Here is a 25,001-nt window from a genome sequence, read left to right on the forward strand (position 1 = left end):
GAGTGTTTTCAACACTCAATTAATTAATTAATTCTATTTTTATTAAGCCTTTTGAGTCAGTATTTTTTAATGCAAAAACTCAGCGGCATGAAAGAATTCAAAAAATGTCGTTTGCGCTGGGTTGGTGGAAAAACACTTGTCAGCGCAGATGATGAAAGCTGCTGTGAACTGCGTAAAAGAGTTGATTCGTTGATAGAATACTGATTTTCGTTGATAGATGTACACATATCGTTGATAGGAGAGCGAAACTCGTTGATAGAAGGTCAAGTTTCGTTGATAGAGCCTTTGATTTCGTTGATAGTGCACCGCGGGCTGTCCAAGGCATAGTAGTATTAGATTTCTTCAAGTTCCCGTCCAAATACGGGCAGTATTCTTATACCAAACGGGCTTAGGACTATGGAGGGAGGACGGGAGAAACTGAAAATCCGTTCTTTATAGAAGGCTCTTTTCGTAAACTTTGTTGCTATTTGGTATGAATTTCGTAAGGTGACGTCACATTCACTGGAACTACCCTGGTAAGCAAGTCAGAAAAGAGCTGCTTTCCCCATGTTAAAGAGAGAACCTTCGTATCCGGGGAAATCCCGTATCTTGGGGATTCTTCTAAAAGAAACAATATTTGAAGAAAACCTTTCTAAATGATTGTTGCTTTTAAATGCTAATTTATCCTACTCCCCTCTTACGTAGAAGGAGTGGAAATCCATTACTTTTAAAACAGCCACAATCTTTGCGGAAACAGCCTTATAGAAAAAAGCGAATTCACTAAGAATCCGCTTTTTCTCCATCCTCATGCAAAGGAAGAGTGATCCGTACGACTGTCCCTTTGTCCAGCTGGCTTTCGTATTCAATTTTTCCGTGCATTTCCCGGATGATTTTGTTCGTGACCATACTGCCGAGACCGGTTCCTTTGGTTTTCGTTGTGTAAAAAGGCAATCCGATTTTGCTTAGCTGTTCCGGCGTCATCCCGGTACCATCGTCTGAAATAAGGATTTCCAACATATCGGATGTGCTGCCGGATTGAATGTCAATTGTAACTGTACCGCGTTCGTTTTCAGTAGATTCAATCCCATTCTTAATGACATTCATGATTGCCTGTTTTAAATGGTGCTCATCGCCTTGGATGTGATAATCATTTTCTGCCTCGAATAGAATCGATGTATTTGAGTAGGCAGCAAAAGGCCTGAGAAGGTCAACACTCGACTGGATCACCCTTGAGAGATTTATGGATGACAGATGAAATTTCTCAGGCTTGGTGATGTTGAGATAGTCGGTGATGATTTTGTTTGTCCGATCCAATTCTTCAAGAATGAGCGGTGAAAACCTCTTGAATTCTTGATCCTTAGTCCCTTCGCTCAGATGCTGAATGAACCCTCTTACAGTTGAGAGCGGGTTTCTGATCTCATGTGCAATGGATGCAGCCATCTGCCCGACCATATTCAATTTATCAAGATAGACCATTTCTTCAATCTGAGCATTGGTTTTGATCAGCTTTTCAATAATCAATACCAAAGAAATGAAGGTTATATAGAAGGTGCTGAAGTAAATGATATAGAAAGAAAGATTCAGCATGGTGACTGTGAAAAAAATGATTGTGATATAAATAACCGAGTAAATTGTAAGTATCAAGACACTGACCAGTAATTTATACCGTGTCCTTAAGAGCACTCTGCGGAAAACTAGTGCTGTGGCGAAAGCTATAATGGAAACAGCAAGCCCAATAATGACATAAGGTCCACCGATAAGATACCGGGTTATGCATACAACCAGAAGGACCATGCTGCCTGAGATCACCCCTCCATAAATGGTTGTAATCATGATGGCAATCATCCGTAAGTCAAAATGTGTGGCCCCTAAGGTCTCGATTGGGTAAAACATACAAAACAATGCACCCAATGATCCGATGAAACCATATGAGATCTTCTGTTTCAGCTCCAGCTGCTGCTGGGGCTGAAAGGGAAAGAAAATATTTGCATTGAAGGTAAATGAAAACAGGATGGTTATATTGACCAATAAAGTCTTAATTAATATAATCAAGTACGATCCTCCAGCTATATGATCAGTTTGGATAGGTATAGTCGCTGCAGTAAGCGGTCTGCTTAAATCTATACTCATTTGTTTTTTAGCATACCAATCATTGGGGATTTGAACAATCATTTTGAAAGATTAATACCACCTTATAGAAATGAAAAACGCCCAAGCGTGTCAGGCCAGGGCGTTTTTTTAATATTATTTAAGGTTTTCAATATCATCCCGCACATGCGGCTTATGCTCGTCCAGTACTCCGATTTTTTCGATATGCCGTTTTGTCTCCGCGTCTCCCAATTTATAAATCTTGGAATATATTTTTTGCAGCGATCTGTCATAATTGGCATCCTGGGGGTCGTCATGATATTGCTTGAACGGGATATGGGAACGGAAAAAGGTAGAAACATCATCATCGTAGTTGTCGTTAAAAAATTTTTTCAATTCCGTTCTCTCTTCCGGAGTCGCTAAAATGTGCAGCCCCGAACTTTCTTCAAAGGAAGGCTCCTCCAAGATATCCCCGCTTGTCATATCCACATAGTACGATCGTTTCTCTTCCATTCTTTTGCCTCCTTGGATTTATATGTTCGTGCTTCATGTAAGCACTTATTACGAAATAATAGTCTTATTATGTATAGATACCTCTATTTTCTGATATCTAAACGAGGGAAGCGTATACTCAGGCTTTTATAATGAAAAAAAGAGGGCAGATTCATTTAAGAGAGTCCGCCCCTGGAAGGGATAAGATTTCAGAACTAAACCTGGTCAGTTCGTTGTTTACGAGTCTGTGAGGGCCGGCCAGCTGTCCGTTGGCGTCCAGTCCCCATAGTGAAATTAGGATACTGTCATCTGACGGCAAAAATCTGAATTCAAACTCATCAAAGTTGGCAAAGTACGTTCTGGAGACTTTAGATCCAGAAGAACTGTCAGGAGCCAGCTGAATCTGTCCTCCTTCACTATCATTGTATAAATATAAATGTCTATTTTCGCATATATTATTGTTTTCGGTTATCCCTGGATACCAAGAGTTTTACCTCTTATCGAGGAAGAGGAGTTTTTTTCTTTTCGATATTACCGTATTTTTCCTACTTGCTATTGATATCTCTTCGGAATTATATCAAATAGCAGCAAAGTTTACGAAAAGAGCAATATAAATAGAAAGAGCTTGGAGGTTTGTTAGATTTCGTTACCACAATTTTCTGAACCAGCCTCCAAATTACTGTAAACTGAAAGGGAAACAAAAGTTATTGCTCATACAGAGGTGGTTATCTAATGGGATACATAGAGGATATCAGGACACTTGTTGGAAAGAAGCCATTAATTTTAACTGGTGCAGTGGTAGTGATTTTAGATAAAGAAGGAAGGATATTGCTTCAACAGAGAAGACATCCGGAAGGAGCATGGGGGCTGCCTGGAGGGTTGATGGAGCTTGGTGAATCCACAGAAGACACCGCACGCCGCGAGGTTTTGGAAGAAACGGGTCTGAAAGTAGGGAAGCTGGACCTGATAAATGTGTACTCCGGAAAAAATTACTTTATCGTAGCAGCAAATGGTGATCAGTTCTATTCTGTAACAATTGCTTATAGTACTGCTGAAGTAAACGGAGTCCTTAAGGTGGACAAGGAAGAATCTATTCAATGTAACTATTTTTATAGAGAAGAGCTACCCGGTTATATCGTTAAGAGCCATCGTGAAGTACTCGATGAATTTCTGCAAAAAAGAGACTCTAAAATCAAACTGGAGAAGGATAAATGAAAATAGTGGCTGCTCCTGATTCATTCAAAGAAAGTATGACAGCAATGGAAGTCTGTAATTCTATTGAAAAGGGTTTCCGGAAAGTCTTTCCGCAAGCTTGTGTCCACAAAATCCCCATTGCGGATGGAGGGGAGGGGACCGTACATGCACTGGTCAGCGCCACAAATGGCATGCTAGTTGATATAGAGGTCACCGGTCCACATGGAAAACCGGTGAATGCGTATTATGGGGTTCTTGGAGATGGCAGGACGGCGGTTATTGAAATGGCAGCTGCTTCCGGTCTCCAGCATGTTCCTATAAAAAATAGAAACCCGCTTACGGCTACTTCTTTTGGTACAGGAGAATTAATAAAAGATGCCATTGCCAGAGGGATGGATAAGATTATTCTCGGATTGGGAGGGTCGGCTACCAATGATGGTGGAGCAGGAATGGCCGCTGCCTTGGGAGTGAAGTTTTTCAATGAGGATGGTGAGACATTCATTCCTGTCGGGGGGACACTTGATAGAATAGCTTCTCTATCCATGAATTCCTTCCAACCAAGGCTTAAAGGCATTGAGTTCACAGTGGCATGTGATGTGGATAATCCCCTGGCCGGTCCAGAAGGGGCATCCCATGTATATGGACCGCAAAAGGGTGCCACTTCAGAAATGGTTCGATTGCTTGATGCCAACTTGATTCATTTCGGTCAGAAGCTTAGTGAGGCGGCTGGAATAAATGTTCTCGATTTCCCGGGAGCAGGTGCGGCTGGAGGAATGGGAGCCGGGGCAAAAGGATTCCTTAAAGCTGAGTTCAGGCCAGGGGTTGAACTGGTTTTGGATATGGTTCAGTTTGAGGAAGCAGTCGCCGATGCAGACCTCATCATTACTGGTGAGGGCAGAATCGACGGGCAGAGCATCCATGGAAAAGCTCCCATCGGAGTTGCCCGCTATGCCAAAAAATATAATAAACCCGTCATTGCCATAGCCGGTGAACTGGGAAAAGATTTTGAAAAGATCTTTGATCATGGAATAAACAGTGCATTCTGTATTGTTAGCGGTGTGATGAGTTTGGAGGAGGCACTGAGAAGAGGACCTGAAAATGTTGAAAGAACGGCGGAAAATATTGCGAGGCTGCTATTCATACAGAGGTCGTGGTGAGACCCTTTCCTTGTAAGCAGTCTATTAAGAGAGCCTGAACGTTCAGGTTACCTTAAACCAAAAACGAGCAGGACTGTATATCACAGAACCTGCTCTTTCCTTTAGCTCTCATAAATTTTTAGATTCGCATAAATGACTTGCAGAGTCTGAGCAGGGATATCATACTTCGCCGCCTCTTTAAGCAGAAATCCGTATAAATGGTCCGCTTCGATGGGGAGTTTCTTTTCCATGTCTCTTTGAAGGGAAGATTTCATCTCAAATCCCATGCTGTTCAGTTTTTCCAATTGCTTAGCCTCAACATCATCCGCAATAGGAGCCCCAAGTTTTCTCATGATAGCCGAGGTTTCACTCAGAGTGTTTTTGATAGAAGACAAACCGATTTTGTTTTCTCTGATTGGACCAATTGGGGCCCGGAAGAGTGAAGTCACACCAGAAAGAGTCGTTATAAACAAATATTTATGCCACATGTCCTGAATGATTGTTTCAGAGAGAGTGAAGCTGGCTTTCGTGCCGCTTAAGGCATCTTGCAGCTTTAAAATCCGTGGAGTTTTCTCCCCTGTCCGCTCACCAAAAACCACATCATGGATTGGACTTGATTGAACGACACGCCCCTCCGAATCCAAAGTAGACTCTACAAAACAAAGTCCCCCAATGATATTATGCTCACCGAATCTGTCAACCAGCGTATCCACATGGTACATTCCGTTCAACAGAGGCAGAATCATTGTCTCCTTGCCGACGTAAGGTTCAATGCTGTCCATTGCACTTTCCAGTTGGTACGCTTTCACAGATAGTATAATAGCATCATAGGGTATGGGGTTATCACCAGATACAATAGTTTTCGGTTTCACATCAATATTTCCATGAACACTCTGAATAGAGAGCCCGGACTTTTCAAGCTGCTCCCTTCGCCGTTCACGTACAAGAAAAGTCACATCTTCTCCTTTTTCTGCAAGACGTCCGCCGAAATAACCGCCGACCGCGCCGGCTCCTACTACTAATATCTTCATGTTTTCATTCTCCTTTTTTATAGAATTTAGGGTGCGATCCCAAAGCAGGATTGCTGCCCTTTTTATAGAATAGATAATATATAAATATTGAGAGGATGATCCAATGCCCAGAAGAAAGAGAATATGGTTTCCAGGTGCAATGTACCATATAACTTCTCGCGGAAATCGAAAAGATACTATCTTTCATGAGAAAGATGACTACATTTATTATCTCCATCTGCTTGAAAAAGCTCAAAAATGTTTTCCCTTTAAACTCCACTCCTATTGCCTCATGCCTAACCATATCCACTTATTAATAGAAACAGAAGCACATTCACCCTCAGTAATCATCCATTATATCCACTCCCTTTATGCTAGATATTTCAATAACAAATATAGATATATTAGGCATCTGTTCCAAAACCGCTTTGATGATAAAATCATTAAAGATTGGAAACACAAGATGGATACAAGCAGGTATATTTACTTAAACCCAGTAAAAGCCGGAATGGTGAAAAATCCAGAAAAATACCCTTGGAGCAGTTATAAAATTTTCATAGCCAATTATGAAGAGCCAATAATAAACAGTAACAAAATCATTGAAAATCTTTGCGGTGGATCTAAAAAAACTTACAAAAGTTATGTGGAACTAAATTTAAGTAAAGGCAGTTTCTATAACAAGTTGTAATTGTGTTGAGCCTGGCTCAAAAGGGTAGATCTGAGCCAGGCTCAAAAGGGTGAATTTGAGCCAGGCTCAAAAGGGTGAATCTGAGCCAGGTTCAAAAGGATGAATCTGAGCCAGGCTCAAAAAGGGTGAATCTGAGCCAGGCTCAAAAAGGTGAATCTGAGCCAGGCTCAAAAAGGTGAATCTGAGCCAGGCTCAAAAAGGTGGATCTGAGCCAGGCTCAAAAAGGATGGATCTGAGCCAGGCTCAAAAAGGTGAATCTGAGCCAGGCTCAAAAAGGTGAATCTGAGCCAGGCTCAAAAGGATGAATCTGAGCCAGGCTCAAAAGGATGAATCTGAGCCAGGCTCAAAAGGATGAATCTGAGCCAGGCTCAAAAAGATGAATCTCAGCCAGGCTCAAAAGGGTGAATCTGAACCTGGCTCAAAAGGGTAGATTTGAGCCAGGCTCAAAAAGGTGGATCTGAGCCAGGCTCAAAAGGATGGATCTGAGCCAGGCTCAAAAACCAGACCTATCCCAACCCAAAAAATCAACCTCCAACAAGCCCAAAACCCCGGGAAAAACAGCTCCCGAGGTTTTGGTTAGTCAAATCAGTATAATAACAATCACGGAAGCTGCAGCAGCTGCTATCAAGATGATTTTCAATGAGAAAGGGAGCGTATCGCTCCCTTTCTCATTGATTCTTTCTTCTTCCTCGTTCACTGTTTTACGATAGCCCGGACTGCAGCAGCCCATCAGGCAGCCGGCTTCCAGTTGGAAACATCATCTTCAAGAGGGATATTGTTAGCCCTTGCCTTTTTGGCAGCCACGAAGAAGGTGACAGTTAAGATGACAGAGATGACCGCAGCTCCAATATAAGAAGTGCTGAGTGCCATACCGAATCCGATAGGCGCATTCAAGATATACGTTGTCGTAGCCATCAGCATGAAGATACCAGGAATCAGCGGAATCCAGAAGTTCTTTTTGGCCACATACAAGTACATTGCACCAACGAACAAGGCGATAACGGCCGTTGACTGGTTTGCCCAAGAGAAGTAACGCCATAGAAGCGTAAAGTCAATTCTCGTCAGAGCAAAGGAAATCGCGAATAATGGAAGAGCGATCCATAGACGGCTTGAGACTTTCTTTTGAGAAAAGTTGAAGTAGTCTGCGATAATCATACGCGCACTTCTGAATGCTGTATCACCTGAAGTGATTGGAAGAATGATGACACCCAGAACAGCGAGTGTTCCTCCGACAGCACCAAGCATAAGAGTGGAAGCTTCACTGACAACTCCGGCAGGTCCTCCATTTGCAAGCAAATCATTCAGGCCATTATAGCCGTCAAATAAACTCATTGCCGCAGCGGCCCAAATCATGGCAATGATCCCCTCGGCAATCATCATGCCGTAGAAAATCTTACGTCCATTCTTCTCGCTTTGAGTCGTACGGGAGATAATAGGTGTTTGTGTTGCATGAAATCCTGAAAGTGCACCGCAAGAGATAGTCAAGAATAGTAACGGGAAGATTGGTGCATTGTCAGGGTGAAAATTAGAAAGTGACAATTCAGGAATAGGTGCTCCTGTAAAGATAAGCATACCGCCGACTCCCAAAGCACTGATTAATAGAAGTGCCCCGAAGATTGGATAGAAGCGCCCAATGATTTTGTCTATTGGAAGAAGGGTAGCCAGGATGTAGTAAATGAAAATGGCACCAAGGATCAATCCGATTGCGGCCCAGCCGTCCATAAGGTTGAAAAGCAAATCAGCAGGTGCTGAAACGAAAACCGTACCGACCAATAATAAAAGTAAAACAGCAAATGCGTTCACAATGTGTTTCATGAACTTGCCCAGGAATTTACCCGCAAGCTCAGGAAGGTGAGCGCCCCTGTTCCGAATGGAAATCATTCCGGTAAGATAGTCATGGACAGCACCAGCGAAGATACATCCAATGACAATCCAGATAAATGCCACAGGTCCGTAAAGAGCCCCCATGATCGGCCCGAAAATTGGTCCGACACCAGCAATATTCAAGAGCTGGATCAATGAGTTTTTAGGTGTATTCATTGGCAGGTAGTCGACATCATCCTGATGAGTATAAGCAGGTGTCGTTCTTCCTTCGTTCACACCGAAAACTTTTTCGACGAACTTGCCGTACGTAAAATAACCAACAATCAATAATGCTATTCCGGCTAGAAATGTATACATGATAAATCCTCCTTAAGAGTTATATGAATGCGTTTACATAGATTATAAGATTGATTGTCGCAGAATAGTGTATTTTAAGAGCAAGATGCAAAAATGGAGGATTAAGATGCAGTCAGAAAGGATTAAGATGCAGAGGATTGAAAGCCTTTACACTAAAAAGCGGAAGCGACCAGTTCTGCCCCGACAGGCAAATGTTCCCCGGCGAAAAAAAGGCGGTCTTTCTTTTTATTCGCCGGGGGTTATTTGACCCCGGGAGGCAAAGTCCGTTCCGGTGGGTACGGACCCTCGGTCGCTGAAGCTGGATTGGATAAAAAGCGGAAGCGCCCCGCTCAAAGGGGTACAGATTGCAGGGCTATCGAGCTAGCCTGGGGTTTTGGAGCTGGATTCCGAAACGCTGCCTAACTTCTAAAAAAACGAGGCTGGGACATAAGTTGGGATAGTAGAAAAATAAAACCGCATGGGTTCAAGGTTTTATACTTGATTTCATGCGGTTCTTTCATTTTAATAGGCTCTATTTGAAAGATGTTGCTTTTAAGGTTATTTATCGATTTTTCCTGAACGTAGACGGAGCAGAATCCATTCTTTTTACTCAGCCACAATCTTTGCGAAGATAGCTTTTTATTAAGGTTTTGTCCCAGCCTCGTTAATGTTACAGTTCGAGCTTCTGGCGGAGTGCTTTCACATAATTTCTGCTGACGGAGAGTTTCTCTTTGAATCCTTGGATTTCAAGCTGATAGGCTCCGTTGAACCAGGGGGTTAACTTCGAGACGTAATCCAGATTGACGATATAACTTTTATGAATGCGGAAAAAGGAATAGGCGCCGAGGCGGCTTTCCAGATCCTTAAGAGGTGTTTTGACTTCATATCGGGCTGTCTTGGTTATGATTTGTGATACTTTTTCTTCCCTGCACATATACAGGATTTGAGCAGGATCTAGATACAGGATTTCGCCTTCGCCTTCGACTGCCAGCTTGCCTGGCTGTCTGGAAATTTCTGTGTCAGGAAGGGGGGAAGGAAGCAGCTGCTTTTCAATTCTTTTTACTGTTTGTTCTAATTGTTCTTCGTCATAAGGTTTTAACAAGTAGTCGACAGCCTCGTAACGGAATGCTTCTGCCGCAAATTGTGGATAAGCTGTGGCGAAAACAATCAGCGGCGGCTTCTTCAGTTCCAAAAGGGATTTGGCAGCTTCCATGCCATTCAACTTCGGCATTTCGACATCCAGGAATACGACGTCTGGACTGTGCTGGATGGACTGAAGGATGGCACTTTCCCCAGAGTCAGCTTCTCCGGCAATTTCAATGGAGGAATACTCGCTAAGCAGATGCTTGAGTTCATCCCGGCTGTACCGTTCATCATCAGCGACCAGTACCTTTATTGTTTTTTCCATTCCGATTCCTCCATTTCAGGGATGAAAAAGGAGACCTCTGTTCCTTTTCCGTAATCACTCAAGATGTTCAGGGCAGCTTTTTCACCAAACATCATTGTCAGCCTTCTGTTGATATTATATAAAGCGAATCCTGTACCGGTTTCGGATTCAAGGCTGTTCACTCCCAGGAGCTTTAAACGGTCGGGAGGAATTCCCTCTCCATTGTCATGTACCGAGATGGCTGATCCCTGAACCTTTTTAGTGATCGTAATTTTTACAAGACAGTCTTCCCGCTTATCTTTGATGCCGTGTTTGATGGCATTTTCCACTATGGGCTGGAGGGTAAGGGGAGGGATCATCTGGGATAACGATTTCTCATCAATATCATATTCCACTTTCAGCTTATCAACAAAACGAGCTTCCTCAATGGCGAGATAAGCCTTTACATGTTTTAGTTCCTGTTCCAAAGACGTGATTTCAGCAGTTGTGCCCGTCAGGTTCTGCCTTAAAAAATGCGAAAGGGAGATGAGGAGCTTTCGTGCCTGAGCAGGATCAATCCGGATCAAGGAGCCGATGACATTCATGGAATTGAACAAAAAGTGCGGGCTGATTTGCGCCTGAAGGGCTTTGATCTCGGCTTCTTTTGCATATTGAAGGGCTTTATCAGCTTCCGCAATTTCAAGCTGATTGCTGAGAAGGACGCTCAGGCCGGAAATCAATTCAAGAATGACATTGGAAATCTCTTTTTCAGATGAAAAATAAAATTTCAATGTGCCGATGGTTTCCCCGCGCTGCTTTAAAGGAGCGATCACCGCTGCACCAAGCGGGCAATCCTTCTTCACACAGTGGATGGTCTCATCATTTGCAACCACCAGTTTACCGTGCTTGATGACATCCTTGGTAATGTGGGTCTGGAGCGGACTGCCTGCCCGGTGATGGTCGTCTCCTTTTCCTGTATGAGCAAGGATGCTCGTCTTATTGGTCATGGCGACGGCAGATGGATTAATTTCTTTAAAAAGGATTTCGCAGACTGCTTTAGCAGAGTCTGTATTCATCCCTTTTCTCAGGTAAGCCAGTGTCTGGTCAGCGATTCTCAGTGTCTTTTGGGCCTGCAGTGCACCTGCTTTTTCTTCTTCATTCACGACATTTTTAATAATTAATAAAAACAGGGCGCAGCCGAGACCATTAGCAAGGATCATCGGGACGCCGATCATTTCGACGAGTGTCAAGGCTCTTTCAAACGGCTTTGCCACCAAAAGGATGATGATCATTTGGATTGTTTCGGCGAGTGCCCCTATGAGGAAAGCTGCCGGCAGTTTCACATGCTTATTCCGCTGATGAAATGTACCAGAAACGATCCCAGCGGCAATCGCGGCGATTCCGCAGGCAATGTCTGTGAATCCGCCCAGGGTGAAACGGTGAATTCCTGCAATGAGACCCGCTCCGAGTCCAACACGATAGCCTCCGAGAAGACCGGCAAGAACCACCCCGATTACCCGGGAATTGGCAATCGCCTCATCGGATCCAAGATTCATTGCCCACCGGTTGAAATCCATTGTTTCCGTACTGAAGGATAGGCCTGAATAGGTTCCGATGATACCGAAAAAACCAAAGAAAAGGATGGCAACAACTTGCTGCCTTCCGCGTAATTTATCTTGGTAGACCATGCTCTGGAAGAAGCGGAATCTCGTTAAGATAAAGGCAATCGTTACGATAATTCCGAGTCTTTCGAGCATGGTGAAAAGTAAGTCGAACATGGCGGAGACTCCTTTAAGAAAGTGTTCTTCTATTATATCAAAAGGGGAAAATGATTAGCAGGGGAGTTGTTTTAAAATCAGGGCTTTTCGGCAGCCGCAGTCTGTGCTTATGATCTGTGCAATGGGGCAGAGTTCTTTGAGGAACCCGGCAGCAGAGCTGATCGGGTTCCTTTACCTTGGGTAAAAGAGGGCTATCTTGAGACCTGTTTTTAATGATAAAGGTAAGGGATATTCCCTGGGTTTTCCTCTTTGAGGGAAATATGCAGCTCAAGATTTTTATTAATGGAAGCATAAAACACTTCATTGGTATCATGTATCCCCTTCGTCTGCAGCTGGTGATCCAGCCATTGGTCATTGAGATTGAATTGATGAAGGACATTCTGATAGATGGTTCCTTCCATAATAACGGGTACGGATATGCCGGGAGAAGAGTGGAGGATGCCAAGGTCTCCGGCTGTCGCCGTCTGCTTTTGTGCCCTTTTGTAGACGCTGAGAGATCCACTTGACTCAATGATGGCGGTTTCGATGTCGTCGATAGTAAATACATCTTTTTCTCTCAGCATTTGAAGCACATTGTCCACAGAGTAATTAATGCTCTTAATGTTTTTCCTCAAAAGTTTTCCATTTTGAATAACTATCGTCGGTTCAAAAGTTAAAAGTCTTCCAATGAATCGATTGGCAATCTTCAGCTTGGATACAACCTTTTGAAGAATTCCGATGGCGATTATAGCAATCCCCGTCTGAAGGTGCTGAACTTCCGGATCGGCGATATCTGCACCGACAACGGATCCCAGTGTCAATATGATCAGAAAATCAAAGATGGGCAGTTCGCCGATTGCCCGTTTTCCCATATAAATTGTAATGAATAAAAGCAGAGGAAGGATGGTGATGATCCTTCCAAGGACAAGCAATGTTTCTTTCAACGTTTCAATCATATTGATTCCTCCCGCACTATATCCAGATAGTGATAATCTTTCCAGCAGGAGGGGATTTATGCAGGGAGGGAGAATGGGCTCATTTTTTGACAGCTCGTCTGGTTTCCTCCATTATCTCTTCAAAGATTTCTCCAAAGGGCTTGCCATTCTGTTTTGCATTTTGAAGTGTTCCATTGTTGAACCATCGTTCTCCGAGTTCGACACCGGAGGGACAGTCCATTCTCCATGTGATGATCCTTTCAATATCATGTCCTCTTCGGAGAACAAAGTCGGTTTTTAGAACGAGTTGCACGATTTCCAGCTCTTTATGGGGACCATGGACTGAAATGGATTTCCCAGTGATATAATTATTCCCATTTACCAGGTTTGTGGCTCCAGCCAGGCCGTCGCCTGCTGCATAATGAATGGTTTTGATGCTTGACATGACGATGGCCCCGAAGCATAAGGCGCAGGGTTCCATCGTGGAAAAGATGCTGTACTTCTTCCTGTTTCTGTTGGTTTCCAGATTATCGATTTTCAAGATGGCATTGATTTCAGCATGTGCAATCTTGTTGCTGCAGATCTGGCCTGGTTCTTGTGACTTCTCATATACCTTATTCCTGCCGGCCGAGATCACCTTGCCGTTTTCATCCGTTATCACCGCACCGATAGGGAAAGAGCCGCTGCAATAAGAAAGCCACGCTTGCTCAAAACAGGTCTTCCATGCTTGAGATAAATTGTCCCACATAGGATTCACTCCTTTTTTATGGTTAAATATTCCTCTATTATACCCTCCTTAGTGACAGTCACGCCCCGGAATTTGTCGAATAATTCCTTTCTTTTTTAATTCATGGAGGTGCCGCATATTTCTGCCATTTCTACTCATCCTAATTCTATATACAGTGGTGCAAAGGAGGGTGGAAATGGATCAGAATTTAGCATACTTGCGGGAAGTGCTTTCCAACTATACTGAAGCCAATGATTTGATGAGGGAGATCAACCGCAAAATCGAGCAGGGGCATTACGCATCCGAGGGTGCCTTCGTCAGGGATCTCAATGAGGAAGAAATCCGTTCGCTTGAGAGTATTCTTGATAATGAAATCAATCATGCGAATGAAGCTGGTGACCTGGAGCGGGGATATCAGTTGAATGGAGTGTTTGAATTATTATATTGATGTTTTTTAGCATGTTCATGAGATTCTCGCTTAAAGAGTAGAACAAGGCGAATTAATAATAATATGGATGGATGGCGACCTTGAAGAAATTGTTCGAGCCTCGACCATCCTTTTTTGATTGAATCCATTATTAAAGGGAAGAGGAACCGGCTGTGGAAGCAAGATGGCTTTGTATTCGACAAATTCCGGGTTGTGACTGTCACCAATAGGAACATTTTCCCTGCCCAATATGTTACAATTAACCCAAAAAAGGGGTGACGTAATGGGAGTTCAGGGAGAGACGGTTCTGTCGATAAGAGAACTTCAGAAGAGTTTTGGTTCGAAGCATGTCCTGAAAGGGATCGATTTAGAGGTTCAAAAGGGGCAGATCATTGGATATATTGGTCCGAATGGTGCAGGAAAAAGTACAACAGTCAAAATCCTGCTCGGCCTTGAAACGGCAGATCGGGGCGAGATAGAGGTTTTTGGTGAAAAGATTTCTGATAGTAACATAGATTATAAGAGGAAAATTGGCTATGTCCCGGAGATTGCGGAGATTTATGATAATTTGACAGCGAATGAATATATGACATTTATCGGGGAGCTTTATGGAATGACCGCAGAGGAAGCGGGAGATAAAGCATTCAAGTTGATGAATATATTCGGTCTGGAGGGTGTGTTTCATTCAAAAATAGCCTCTTACTCAAAAGGGATGAAACAAAAAGTACTCATCATTTCAAGCCTTCTTCATGATCCCGAGCTCTTGTTCTTTGATGAGCCGATCAACGGACTGGATGCGAATAGTGTGATGGTGTTCAAAGAAATTTTAGCGAAGCTGGCAGAAGAAGGGAAGACCATCTTTTATTCTTCTCACATCATGGATGTTGTGGAAAAGATCAGCAGCCGGATCATCCTCCTTCATGATGGCCGCATTGTCGCGGATGGTACATTTGCAGAATTAAAGGGGCAGAATATGGATGGCACCCTGGAACAAATTTTCAATGAACTTACAGGCTTTAATGAACATGGCCAGATTGCCGAGCGGTTTGTCGAAATTGTCAGAGGCGGGGTGTAAGGATGAAAGACTTTCCTACACTTCGGTTTCTGGATTTTTTTCGCTGGATGTTCACAAAGCAGGGCATTGACTACAAGCTGCTGAGAAAAATCCTGCAAGTCAAACTGACCATGGATGGCAGAAGGGTGCCGACGGTATTTAACCAGTCCAATAAGAAACAAAAAGATGATAACAACCGCTTCATCAAGTCATTATGGATATATGCTTTATACGGATTATTTCTTGTGCCATTCATGCTTATGGGGGACAGTTATCTATTTCAAATGAGCATTACATTCGGAGTACTGATGTTTATTATTATGACCTCCATGATTTCAGATTTTTCCTCAGTCCTGCTTGATGTCCGGGATCGGAATATATTGCATACGAAGCCTGTAGATAAGAGGACCATTAGTCTGGCGAAAACCCTGCATGTCTGTATCTATTTGTTTTTCCTGACCGCAGCCATTGCGGCGATTCCTCTTGTGGTCAGCCTGTTTGCTCATGGGCCATTATTCTTTTTGCTGTTTTTAGTGGAAATTATCTTGATGGATTTCCTGATAGTGGTGATAACAGCAATATTGTATTTCACGATTTTACGCTTTTTTGATGGAGAAAAACTGAAGGATATCATCAACTATGTCCAGATCGGTCTTTCCATCGGCTTGGCAGTCGGGTATCAGTTTGTCGCCAGGTCTTTTGAATTGGTTGAGTTCGGAGTGGAATTCTCTCCGGCTTGGTGGCAGTTCCTGATCCCACCTGTCTGGTTTGGGGGGCCTTTTCAGTTATTTTTACAAGGAGAAGGCGGCCCCTATATCATTGCTTTTACCGTATTGACTTTTGTTATTCCAATTATAGCACTGTTCATCTATGCTAAAATGATGCCTTCCTTCGAGAGGAATTTGCAGAAGTTGTCCAGCCATAGCGGAAAGGAAAAGAAGACGGCGCAGAGGTACTTGAACTGGGAAGCTGCCTTCTTTTGCCGTAATGGAGAGGAGAGGGCATTTTACCGTTTTGCCAGATCGATGATTAAAACGGAACGTGATTTCAAGCTGAAGGTTTATCCTTCACTTGGCTTTTCTCTGATATTTCCTTTCATTTTCATTTTCAATCAGCTCCAGGTGGATTCCTTTGACAGTATCAGGGAGAGTAAGTGGTTTCTGTCCTTGTATTTCACCATGCTGATGATTCCGAATGTGCTGATGATGGTAAAGTATTCAGGAAAACATAAAGCGTCCTGGATTTATAGGACTGCCCCTGTAGGACAGTTGAGAAGCATTTATACTGGAACCATCAAAGCTGTCATGGTAAGGCTTTTCCTTCCGGTATATGTGGTTATCAGCCTCATCTTTATCTTCCTCTTTGGAATCAGGATTCTTGAGGATGTTGTCATCATCTTCTTAAGCAGCATTGTCTATATCACTATCGGATTCAGCATGATTAAAGGGACATTGCCCTTTTCAAGGTCCTTCGAAGCAGCTCAGGACAGTGAAGGATGGAAACTTGTTCCTTACTTTTTGTTAAACGGAGTCTTTGTAGGGATTCATTTCCTGGCCCTTCTGATTAATTACGGAAGCTTTATTTATTTGGCTATCCTGCTTATTATGGCTCCTGTTTTATGGAGATTTTCTTTCAAAACAGATTGGGAAGATTTAAGGTAAAGAGAAGAAGGCCTCTTGCTGCTTTTTACAGCGGGAGGCTTCTTTTTTAAGGCTCTTTTTATGAAATCTGTTGCAATTCGATACTAAATCCGAGAAAAATAACCAGAAATTCAGCGGAATAACTGGTGATCATGAAAAGAGCGACTCCCTAACGATCGACAGCCTTAAGATTATACATATCTCATCGGCATGTTACCTCTCCCGACCGAAAAAGTCCCATTATCATACATATCTCGACGGGAATAGGTCACTGCCGGCCGTAGCAGCTCCATCATCATACATATCTCGACGGAAATAGGTCACTCCTGACCGAAGCAGTCCCAACATCATACATATCTCGACGGAAATAGGTCACTCCTGACCGAAGCAGTCCAAACATCATACATATCTCGACGGAAATTATRYCTCTCCCGACCGAAGMAGTCCCAYCATCATACATATCTCGACGGAAATTATGCCTCTYCCGACCGAAGCAGTCCCACCATCATACATATCTCGACGGAAATTATGTCTCTCCCGACCGAAGGAGTCCCACCATCATACATATCTCGCCAGAAATTGTGTCTCTCCCGACCGAAGCAGCTCCATCATCATACATATCTCGACGGAAATTATGCCTCTCCCGACCGAAGAAGTCCCAACATCATACATATCTCGATGAAAATTATGTCTCTCCCGACCGAAGCAGTCCCACCATCATACATATCTCGACGGAAATTATGTCTCTCCCGACCGAAGCAGTCCCAACATCATACATATCTCGACGGAAATTATGTCTCTCCCRACCGAAGAAGTCCCAACATCATACATATCTCGACGAAAATTATGTCTCTCCCGACCGAAGCAGCCCTATAACCAAAAATGCCCCTCTCCTACCTGGGAACATTTTCCTGTCGAAGTTGACCAAGGCGCTTACGCTTTTGATCCGTCCAGCTGCAGCACCTAGCCCCTCGGGGTCAAATAACCCTCAGAGAATAAAAGGAAAGAGCGCCTTTTTTTCTCTGAGGAACATTTGCCTGTCGGGGCTGACCAAGGCGCTTGCGCTTTTGATTTTATTGTTCCATTTTCAATGAACCTGTGCTATTATTTAGTAATCCGAAATATTATTTAAATGAATTAATAATCTTCCGCTGAGGAGATTGTTTTTTATTTTGGCTGTTTTTGAAAGCTTTGTTGTGCAGTGGTATTCTATGTCCCTCTTACAACAAACGCTTTTTGGAAAACTGCCTTTATTTTTGTGAAAAAAGCCTGAAACTAAAGGCTGATACAGGAGGTACTTCACGTGAAAGAAACACTCTGGACCAAATCATTCATCATGCTGATGGTGGGGAATTTGTTTGTTTTCATGTCCTTTCAAATGCTGATTCCAACTTTGCCTCCCTATATTAAATCTCTTGGGGCATCGGGATTGGAGATCGGACTTGTCACAACCTTATTTTCCGTAGGTGCTGTATTGAGCAGGCCTTTTATCGGCTATATGCTGGAATATAAAACGAGGAAGCCGCTGGTGCTGATCGGAGCGCTTTCGCTACTTTTGATCACGGTCATCTATCCGCTCTCGCAAATCGTCGTGATTTTCCTGTTGTTCCGTTTTGTGCATGGGCTTGCATGGGGCTGGTCCACAACTGTGAATGGAACCGCAGCGGTGGATGTAGTTCCGAACTCCAGGCTGGGTGAAGGAATGGGATACTATGGTTTATCAATTACCATTGGGATGATCGTCGCACCAAGCTTAGGTATTTACTTGTTTCAAGTGACATCGTTCAGCAATCTTATTTATATTTCAACTGCCTTGGGAATTATCGCGCTCATCCTGCTTTCGACAGTGCATTACTACACTCCGCCGGCTGTAAAAGAGGCGAAGAAAGAGGACTTAAAGTTTTCTTATATTGGTTCTCTCATTGAAAAGTCAAGTATTTATCCAGCGATCATCACAATGATTGCCACATTCGGTTATGGCTCGATCGTGACCTTTATCGTCATCTTCGGAGAGGAGCGGGGGATTGACCAGATTTTCCTTTTCTATCTTTTCAATGCTATCATGGCTTCTCTTTCACGTCCTATTGCAGGAAAGTGGTTTGACGAAAAAGGGCCGATTGGATTGATATTATTCTGTACAGGAGTGACCTTTATCGGTATGTGGGTGTTGTCTTTCGCTCATTCAAACCTGCCGATCATCATTGCCGGTGTCCTGTTCGGGGTAGGTTTCGGTTCTTTGATTCCAACCCTGCAATCATGGGTGCTTTCCAAGACACCTGCCAAGAGAAGAGGGGTTGCCAACGGAATGTTCTTCTCGTCAATTGACCTCGGAATCGGCTTGAGTGGGCTGGTCTTTGGTATTCTTGCTCAATTCGTGGGCACAGGAACACTCTTCCAGATCTCCAGCGCATTCTTATTGATCGCTATGGTCTTGACTATCAAAGAAGCTAGAGGGAAAAAACTGCAGCAGCAAACGCAGGTATCACCTTCAGCTTGATAAAGATATATGGGGACGGTTTTTCACCGCTTTGTGCGAGGTGAGGGACTGTCCCTTTTTTGCTTTAGAGGGCTAATCAAATGCCTTTAGCTTGATGTTTTCTGGTGATTAGGAGTAAGGTTTGGATAAGTCCTGTTGTGATGATTGATCACATATAGTATAGAAGTTAAATAATGAATTGGAGGAATTGAAATGGACTTTGAACGAAATTTAGATAAATATGCTGAGCTTGCTGTGAAAGCCGGCGTCAATATACAAAAAGGCCAATACTTGTGGATTTCTGCACCTATGGGGACTGAGCGCCTTGTGAGGAAAATCGTGAAGCAGGCCTACCTGGCTGAAGCTGGGGAAGTACATGTACAATGGTACGACGAAGAGATAAAAAGAACTCATTATGAACATGCTCCTGATAGTGCCTTTGAACAATTTCCGGAGTGGATGGCATCCGCTTTCGATGCTGTTGCTGATAGAGGCGGTGCATTCTTACAGGTCGAAGCAGATGATCCTGATTTATTGAAAGGTATTCCTCCCGAAAGGTTGTTAACCTTTGAAAAGGCGAGAGGCAATGCCCTTGAGAGCTTTTATGAAGCCATAGAGACAGACCGGATCAGCTGGTCCATCATTGCGATGCCTTCACAAAAATGGGCAGATAAAGTCTTTCCTGAACTTCCAGAAGAGGAAAGGGTGTCTGCTCTATGGGATAAAATTTTTGAGGCTGTCAGGATCAATAAGGACGATCCTGTCGATGAATGGCGCAAACATATTGAGACGCTGCAAGCCAAAGCTTTTCAATTAAACGAGAAACATTTTTGGAAGCTTCATTATACTGCCCCTGGAACAGACTTGACGATTGAACTTCCGGAAAAGCATTTGTGGCTGACAGGGAGTTCAACGAATAAAGAAGGGACCACCTTCATTGCAAATATGCCAACCGAAGAAGTGTATACTGTACCGCTTAAAAATGGGGTAAACGGCTATGTTACCAGCACCAAGCCGCTGGCGTATCAAGGGAACATAATTGAAGACTTTAAGCTGACCTTCGAGGATGGAAAAATCATCAAGGCGGAAGCAGAGACTGGTCAGGAACTGCTTGAAAAAATGATGGAAACAGATGAAGGAGCAAAATATTTGGGAGAAGTGGCACTGGTTCCGCACAAATCCCCCATTTCCGAAACAGGAATCCTGTTTTTCAATACGTTGTTTGATGAAAATGCTTCTAACCATCTGGCCATTGGTTCTTCCTATCCAACTTGCTATGAGGGAGGACAAACATTAAACGAAGATGAGAGAAAAGCCGTTGGGCTTAATGACAGCATTGTGCACGAAGACTTTATGATCGGTTCTGAAAACATGGATATTGACGGGCTTTTTAAAGACGGCTCAAAGGAAGTTGTCTTTAGAAAAGGAAACTGGGCGTTTTAAACTGCTTACACAAAAAGGCAAAGGGTCTTCTCCTTTTACCGTGTTCTGTTTTGAAGTACAATTTTTGAATTAGTCAGAGAAATGGTTGAGTAATTCACAACCAAAACTATGTCTACTGATTTCCACTCCAAGTGCTGAAACTAGACGTCACGCTAGTCCCGCAGGAGGTCACTCACCTTCCGTTCAAATCAATTCATTGCTGGGTTTTTAAGGATTAACAACTCTCCTTATTAATATGGGATTGCAAGTGTCTAGGAAATTGTGGACAAATTTTGAAGAACAAAAAGGTCTGTCATTTGCTATTTAGGGTGCATTTTGTTTAACCAATTGAACAGATTTAGCAGTAAGGATACCGCTAAATCAACCAAAAAGGAGTGTCAAAACCAATACGATTTGACACTCCTTTTTTTAGTTTTGTACTCGAAAACAAAATCCGTTATTCTCCTATGCCTTTTTTATATAAATTGATTGGCCATTAGGAGCAGGAAGAAATGCAGCTCTGCAATTATTAGAGTGACAGCGTGTGGAAACTCCGTTAACAACAAGTCCAAGTTCTTTGTGACAAAATCGACACATCCTCCGCGAGAAAGCCGCAAATATGTGAATAGGAAGTTATATGGGTCTGGAAAAATTTTAGAGCCTGCAAAGCAGGTTCAACAGGAATTTTTTAAAAAAATCTAAAATTCATATTTGAATAATAGCTTTCTAAATAATTGCACGTTTAGCTGCTGGCTATAAGGGAATTACACTTTATGTAGAAATCTTTTGAGGAGGTATATCAAATGAAAAAGTCTATAATCGGTGGAGTATTCAGAAACAGAGATGAAGCGGTGCGGGCAATTGAAGCACTTCATGACATGGGCTATACGAAAGAAGATATCTCAATTTTTGCAAAAGATAATGACGATGTTAAAGGAATTCAGCAGGAAACAGAAACAGAAGTAACTGAAAAAGACAGCGGACGCGGCAAGAACGCTGGTAAAGGATTCGGTATTGGTGCAGGAACGGGCGGTGTGCTCGGCGGTATCGCTGGTATCATTGCCGAGGTCGGATTGCTGACCATCCCTGGTATTGGTGTGCTGGCTGCAGCAGGACCGTTAGCAACAGCGTTGAGCGGTGCTGCAATCGGTGCCGGCGGAGGAGGACTTGTTGGTGCTCTGACGGGAGCTGGTATTCCTGAAGAACATGCGAAGGAATATGAGAATTATTTAAATAAGGGAAATATTGTAGTCCTTGTTGAAGCGGATGAAAACCGTGAAGATAAAGTCTATGGCCATTTCTCAAACAACAATGCAGTCAATACTCACACTTATCCTGAAAATGTAAGAGTCAACAATGGTACGAACACCAACCTGTAATAACAGTGAAATAATCCCGGCGGAGTTTCTCGCCGGGATTTTTTGTGTGATCTGCTTTCATTCATCTGAATTTCCTTAGGGAGATTGAAAGGTCTGGACTGCTTATTTAATGAACATCTGTGTCCAATAAATTCCCATTCCACCGTCTTCCGCGTAGCCGACTCCAATATGGGTCACTTGATTGTTCATGATGTTTTTACGGTGTCCCGGGCTGTCCATCCATGCTTGAACAACTTCTTTAGGGGAGTTCTGGCCGGCAGCAATATTTTCAGCTGCCGTGCTGTACTCGATCCCGAAGTTCTCCATCATTTCAAATGGAGATCCATATGTTGGAGACGTGTGAGAGAAGTAATTTTTATTCACCATGTCCTCAGATTTAATGCGGGCCACATTGGATAATTCAGCATGAGGTTTCAAGGCCGGCAGCCCATTCTTTTTGCGTTCACCGTTTGTTAAATCAATGACCTGCTGAACATATTCATCCATGTTCCCGTTTTTTGCTTCAGCATTCTGTTCATTATCTTCTGCAGGCTGCTGAGGTGTTTCAGGTTCCTGAGCGGCTTGTTGACCATTCCCCTGGTTACCTTGATTACTCTGTTCATTTCTCTGGGTATAACGCTGTCCGCCATTACGGGGGTCCATTGGAATCAGGTAACGCTGTGTAAATAGGTTGCGTCCCTGACGCTGAACAGCAGGGTCATCAGGATCACGATTTGTACGTGCATTTCCATTGCCGTTTTCGTTCATGTTTGGATTTTCACCATTGAAGCTTACAGGATCGTAGTTTACATCCTGTGGATCCGCAAGTTCATTATTTCCATTGCCATTACAAGCTGTCAGTATCATCAAGGGTGCGATGGCGCATATAAGAAAAGATTTAAGCTTTGTCTTCATTGTTATTACCTCCTTTTTTAGGTCCATTGACCATTATTTAATATGTGCAATGGAACTGTTTTTAAAAGAGGTAAAAACTGCATCTAGAAATAAAGGGAGGATGTTAAGCGCCAGTCATGCAATTATAAAACCCAGGAACTAAAACTGGATTACCAGGTTAGCTTATCGCTTCCCGAAACTAAGAGCCATACGACGGCTGCCTCATGGCTCTTTGCAAGGTTATTTAGAAAGGAGTGTGGTTTCGATGATTTCCGGCCTGTTAAAAAGCCGTTGGGGAATAATACTGTTGCCGAGTCCACGGTTCACAATCATGACTGAGTCTCCAGATTGGTATCTCCCGCCATCATACTCCGGCAGGAATCCTTGGTCAGGAGCAATAATCCCTCCGAGAAAAGGAAGCCTGAATTGGCCGCCGTGGGCGTGGCCGGAGAAAATCAAGTCGAACTGGTGCTCTTGATAAAGTTGGAAATGCTGAGGTCTGTGAGCAAGAAGGATGCGGAATTCTTCCGCAGTCCCAGGTGCTGAAAGATCCATGGTTTCTTCAACAGAAAGTCGACCATCGGGATCATCAATTCCTTGTATCGTAATTTTGCTGTTATCCTTTTCAATTTCAACATGATCATTTCTCAGAACTGTTACTCCCAAGTTCAGAAGTTTCTTTTCCAGCTCTTGAAAGTTCCCGGACCACCATTCATGGTTGCCTGTTACAAAATACACCGGGCTTATTTGCAGCAGTCCCTTCATTAACAAGAGACTGGGTTCCTCATCGTAATTCTTTCCGTCGACTAAATCTCCTGTGAAAACAATTAAGTCAGGCTGGGAGCTTCGGACTTTTTCAATTATGTTCTTTTGATTTTTCCCAAAAGACTTACTGTGGAGGTCGGAAAGCTGAATAATTTTATAGCCATTGAATGCAGCCGGGAGATCACCAGAGGCAATGTCTATTCCCGTCTTTACTATAGAATTGTTCTGCCAGTATAAAAAAATGGCCAATAAAATAATTCCAGCTGCGGCTAAAAACCATTTTCGCAATGGTTCTTCCCCCTTTATTTTTATTGCTTTTTTCGTATATACCTCGTTTGTCAGCAGTTCCTTTTTTCCTGGTCGTTATCTTTCGAAAAAGGGATCTCAATGGCCGGCAAATCCGTTTTCCGGGCCGTTATCTTTCTAAAAGGCAGTCTCATTGGGCCGCAAATCTCTATTTCACGAAGAGCTTATCCTTGCCGCGTCGCCCCTTGTCTAGGGAAGAAACACTAAACAGGGGTGCGATCCTGATGAACGCACCCCAAAACAAACCTTAAAGATTTTTCTCCAATTTCCTGGCTAAAGTCAGTATGACTCTTTCCAAAGAACTTTCTGTCTTGATTTCAGAAAAATCGATACCTAATTGAACAGCTGTCATGGCCACTTCCGGACGAATGCCGGTCAGAGCGGTCTCCACCCCGATCAACTTAAGGGATTCTATGAGCTGAAAGATTTGGTGTGCGACCATCGTATCGACCATGACCACACCGGATAAATCAATGATAAGGTACGAAATTCCGGAATCAGCCGCCTGCTGCAAAGTCGTTTCCAAAATACTCTTGGCTCTCGATGTATCGATATCTCCGATGATAGGAAGAAGCCCCACATCCTCGGTAAGTGTAATGACAGGGGCGCTTAATTCGTTGATGAGCATGGATTGAGAGGAAAGTCTGCTTAACAGGATTTTCAGGAAATTATCTGTGAATGTTTCCATGACATAGTCAAAAGTGGTGTTAATTTTTTTCACCCAGTGAAACAAATCTCCTATGCTTACGTCAAGTTCAGTCTGAGTGGCAAATCTCTCGATGTAATCAATGAGAATTGTACGGAAATAGCCTCCGTTTCTAGTCACTTCCGTTAACGAGGTATCAGAGTTCGCTCTGTCAGAAGCTGTTTGGGAGGTCCAGTCTGCGATGCTTTTTTTCATTTCCTCTTCATTCTGAAGCAGCGACTCGGCAACAAGTCTAACATACTTTCCGTTTTGTTCCTTGATTTTTCCTAATACTTCAGGAGGTGCATCCAATGAGTAATGTGAGCCGGTCTTTATTTCCTGAAATTGAAGCCAATCTTCGGTAAATGAAGGGATATTATCAATTAGAAAATGATACAGTTCCTCGGTTTTTGTTTTCATGTGAACTCCTTATATAAATAGG

The 25,001-nt window shown here is 43.2% G+C and carries 21 protein-coding genes; 9 read left to right on the forward strand and 12 right to left on the reverse strand.

Annotation, left to right across the window (positions count from 1 at the left end; genetic code table 11):
• Positions 1 to 759 precede the first annotated feature (759 nt).
• Both FZC79_RS20685 and FZC79_RS20690 read right to left on the reverse strand, forming a co-directional pair.
• Complete coding sequence (locus tag FZC79_RS20685; RefSeq protein WP_148948570.1) at positions 760 to 2,031, reverse strand: ATP-binding protein; 1,272 nt, start codon at positions 2,029 to 2,031, stop codon at positions 760 to 762.
• A gap of 192 nt (positions 2,032 to 2,223) precedes the next feature.
• Entirely contained in the window at positions 2,224 to 2,580 is a 357-nt protein-coding gene (locus FZC79_RS20690; protein WP_148948571.1) for a hydrolase, read from the reverse strand.
• Between the two features lie 711 nt (positions 2,581 to 3,291).
• Between FZC79_RS20690 and FZC79_RS20695 the strand changes: the two genes are divergently transcribed.
• Positions 3,292 to 3,774 (forward strand): NUDIX hydrolase, encoded by a 483-nt coding sequence (locus FZC79_RS20695; protein ID WP_148948572.1) that lies wholly within the window; start codon positions 3,292 to 3,294, stop codon positions 3,772 to 3,774.
• Entirely contained in the window at positions 3,771 to 4,910 is a 1,140-nt protein-coding gene (locus FZC79_RS20700) for a glycerate kinase (RefSeq protein WP_148948573.1), read from the forward strand. The genes FZC79_RS20695 and FZC79_RS20700 overlap by 4 nt, the downstream gene beginning before the upstream one ends.
• A 101-nt stretch (positions 4,911 to 5,011) precedes the next feature.
• On the opposite strand, the gene FZC79_RS20705 is transcribed toward FZC79_RS20700, so the two are convergent.
• The gene (locus FZC79_RS20705; protein WP_148948574.1) at positions 5,012 to 5,920 is read right to left on the reverse strand and encodes a ketopantoate reductase family protein; all 909 of its coding nucleotides are present in this window, start codon (positions 5,918 to 5,920) and stop codon (positions 5,012 to 5,014) included.
• 103 nt (positions 5,921 to 6,023) lie between these two features.
• Between FZC79_RS20705 and FZC79_RS20710 the strand changes: the two genes are divergently transcribed.
• A complete protein-coding gene (locus FZC79_RS20710) occupies positions 6,024 to 6,587 on the forward strand; it encodes an REP-associated tyrosine transposase (protein ID WP_148948575.1) in 564 nt (187 codons plus the stop codon).
• A gap of 580 nt (positions 6,588 to 7,167) precedes the next feature.
• On the opposite strand, the gene FZC79_RS23395 is transcribed toward FZC79_RS20710, so the two are convergent.
• From FZC79_RS23395 to FZC79_RS20735, 6 genes are all read right to left on the reverse strand, one after another.
• Positions 7,168 to 7,317: a hypothetical protein gene (locus FZC79_RS23395; RefSeq protein ID WP_187442911.1), complete on the reverse strand. Its 150-nt coding sequence runs from the start codon at positions 7,315 to 7,317 to the stop codon at positions 7,168 to 7,170.
• Positions 7,317 to 8,768, reverse strand: coding sequence for a carbon starvation CstA family protein (locus tag FZC79_RS20715; protein ID WP_148948576.1), 1,452 nt, complete (start codon positions 8,766 to 8,768; stop codon positions 7,317 to 7,319). Before FZC79_RS20715 ends, FZC79_RS23395 begins: the two co-directional genes overlap by 1 nt.
• Positions 8,769 to 9,417: 649 nt before the next feature.
• Entirely contained in the window at positions 9,418 to 10,155 is a 738-nt protein-coding gene (locus FZC79_RS20720) for a LytR/AlgR family response regulator transcription factor (protein ID WP_148948577.1), read from the reverse strand.
• Positions 10,140 to 11,891, reverse strand: a complete 1,752-nt coding sequence (locus FZC79_RS20725) for a sensor histidine kinase (protein WP_148948578.1) — start codon at positions 11,889 to 11,891, stop codon at positions 10,140 to 10,142. Before FZC79_RS20725 ends, FZC79_RS20720 begins: the two co-directional genes overlap by 16 nt.
• A gap of 209 nt (positions 11,892 to 12,100) precedes the next feature.
• A complete protein-coding gene (locus FZC79_RS20730) occupies positions 12,101 to 12,826 on the reverse strand; it encodes a DUF421 domain-containing protein (protein WP_148948579.1) in 726 nt (241 codons plus the stop codon).
• A 79-nt stretch (positions 12,827 to 12,905) separates the two neighbouring features.
• Complete coding sequence (locus FZC79_RS20735; RefSeq protein WP_148948580.1) at positions 12,906 to 13,553, reverse strand: nucleoside deaminase; 648 nt, start codon at positions 13,551 to 13,553, stop codon at positions 12,906 to 12,908.
• Positions 13,554 to 13,728: 175 nt separating this feature from the next.
• Between FZC79_RS20735 and FZC79_RS20740 the strand changes: the two genes are divergently transcribed.
• From FZC79_RS20740 to FZC79_RS20770, 6 genes are all read left to right on the forward strand, one after another.
• Entirely contained in the window at positions 13,729 to 13,980 is a 252-nt protein-coding gene (locus FZC79_RS20740) for a sigma-G-dependent sporulation-specific acid-soluble spore protein CsgA (protein ID WP_148948581.1), read from the forward strand.
• Between the two features lie 262 nt (positions 13,981 to 14,242).
• On the forward strand, positions 14,243 to 15,034 hold the full coding sequence (locus tag FZC79_RS20745; RefSeq protein WP_148948582.1) for an ABC transporter ATP-binding protein: 792 nt from the start codon (positions 14,243 to 14,245) through the stop codon (positions 15,032 to 15,034).
• Positions 15,035 to 15,036: 2 nt separating this feature from the next.
• A complete protein-coding gene (locus tag FZC79_RS20750) occupies positions 15,037 to 16,674 on the forward strand; it encodes a hypothetical protein (RefSeq protein WP_148948583.1) in 1,638 nt (545 codons plus the stop codon).
• A 1,282-nt stretch (positions 16,675 to 17,956) separates the two neighbouring features.
• The gene (locus tag FZC79_RS20760) at positions 17,957 to 19,150 is read left to right on the forward strand and encodes an MFS transporter (protein WP_148948584.1); all 1,194 of its coding nucleotides are present in this window, start codon (positions 17,957 to 17,959) and stop codon (positions 19,148 to 19,150) included.
• A 192-nt stretch (positions 19,151 to 19,342) separates the two neighbouring features.
• Positions 19,343 to 20,572 (forward strand): aminopeptidase, encoded by a 1,230-nt coding sequence (locus FZC79_RS20765; protein ID WP_148948585.1) that lies wholly within the window; start codon positions 19,343 to 19,345, stop codon positions 20,570 to 20,572.
• A gap of 782 nt (positions 20,573 to 21,354) precedes the next feature.
• Positions 21,355 to 21,930 (forward strand): general stress protein, encoded by a 576-nt coding sequence (locus FZC79_RS20770; RefSeq protein WP_148948586.1) that lies wholly within the window; start codon positions 21,355 to 21,357, stop codon positions 21,928 to 21,930.
• A gap of 102 nt (positions 21,931 to 22,032) precedes the next feature.
• Here the strand turns inward: FZC79_RS20770 and FZC79_RS20775 are convergent, their stop codons facing one another.
• From FZC79_RS20775 to FZC79_RS23925, 3 genes are all read right to left on the reverse strand, one after another.
• Positions 22,033 to 22,824, reverse strand: a complete 792-nt coding sequence (locus FZC79_RS20775) for a CAP domain-containing protein (RefSeq protein ID WP_252183420.1) — start codon at positions 22,822 to 22,824, stop codon at positions 22,033 to 22,035.
• A gap of 219 nt (positions 22,825 to 23,043) precedes the next feature.
• The gene (locus FZC79_RS20780) at positions 23,044 to 23,856 is read right to left on the reverse strand and encodes a metallophosphoesterase (RefSeq protein WP_148948588.1); all 813 of its coding nucleotides are present in this window, start codon (positions 23,854 to 23,856) and stop codon (positions 23,044 to 23,046) included.
• Positions 23,857 to 24,121: 265 nt separating this feature from the next.
• Positions 24,122 to 24,979, reverse strand: a complete 858-nt coding sequence (locus FZC79_RS23925) for an STAS domain-containing protein (protein ID WP_148948589.1) — start codon at positions 24,977 to 24,979, stop codon at positions 24,122 to 24,124.
• Positions 24,980 to 25,001 lie beyond the last annotated feature (22 nt).

This window comes from Rossellomorea vietnamensis (genome assembly GCF_008180615.1).
GTDB lineage: Bacteria > Bacillota > Bacilli > Bacillales > Bacillaceae_B > Rossellomorea > Rossellomorea vietnamensis_D.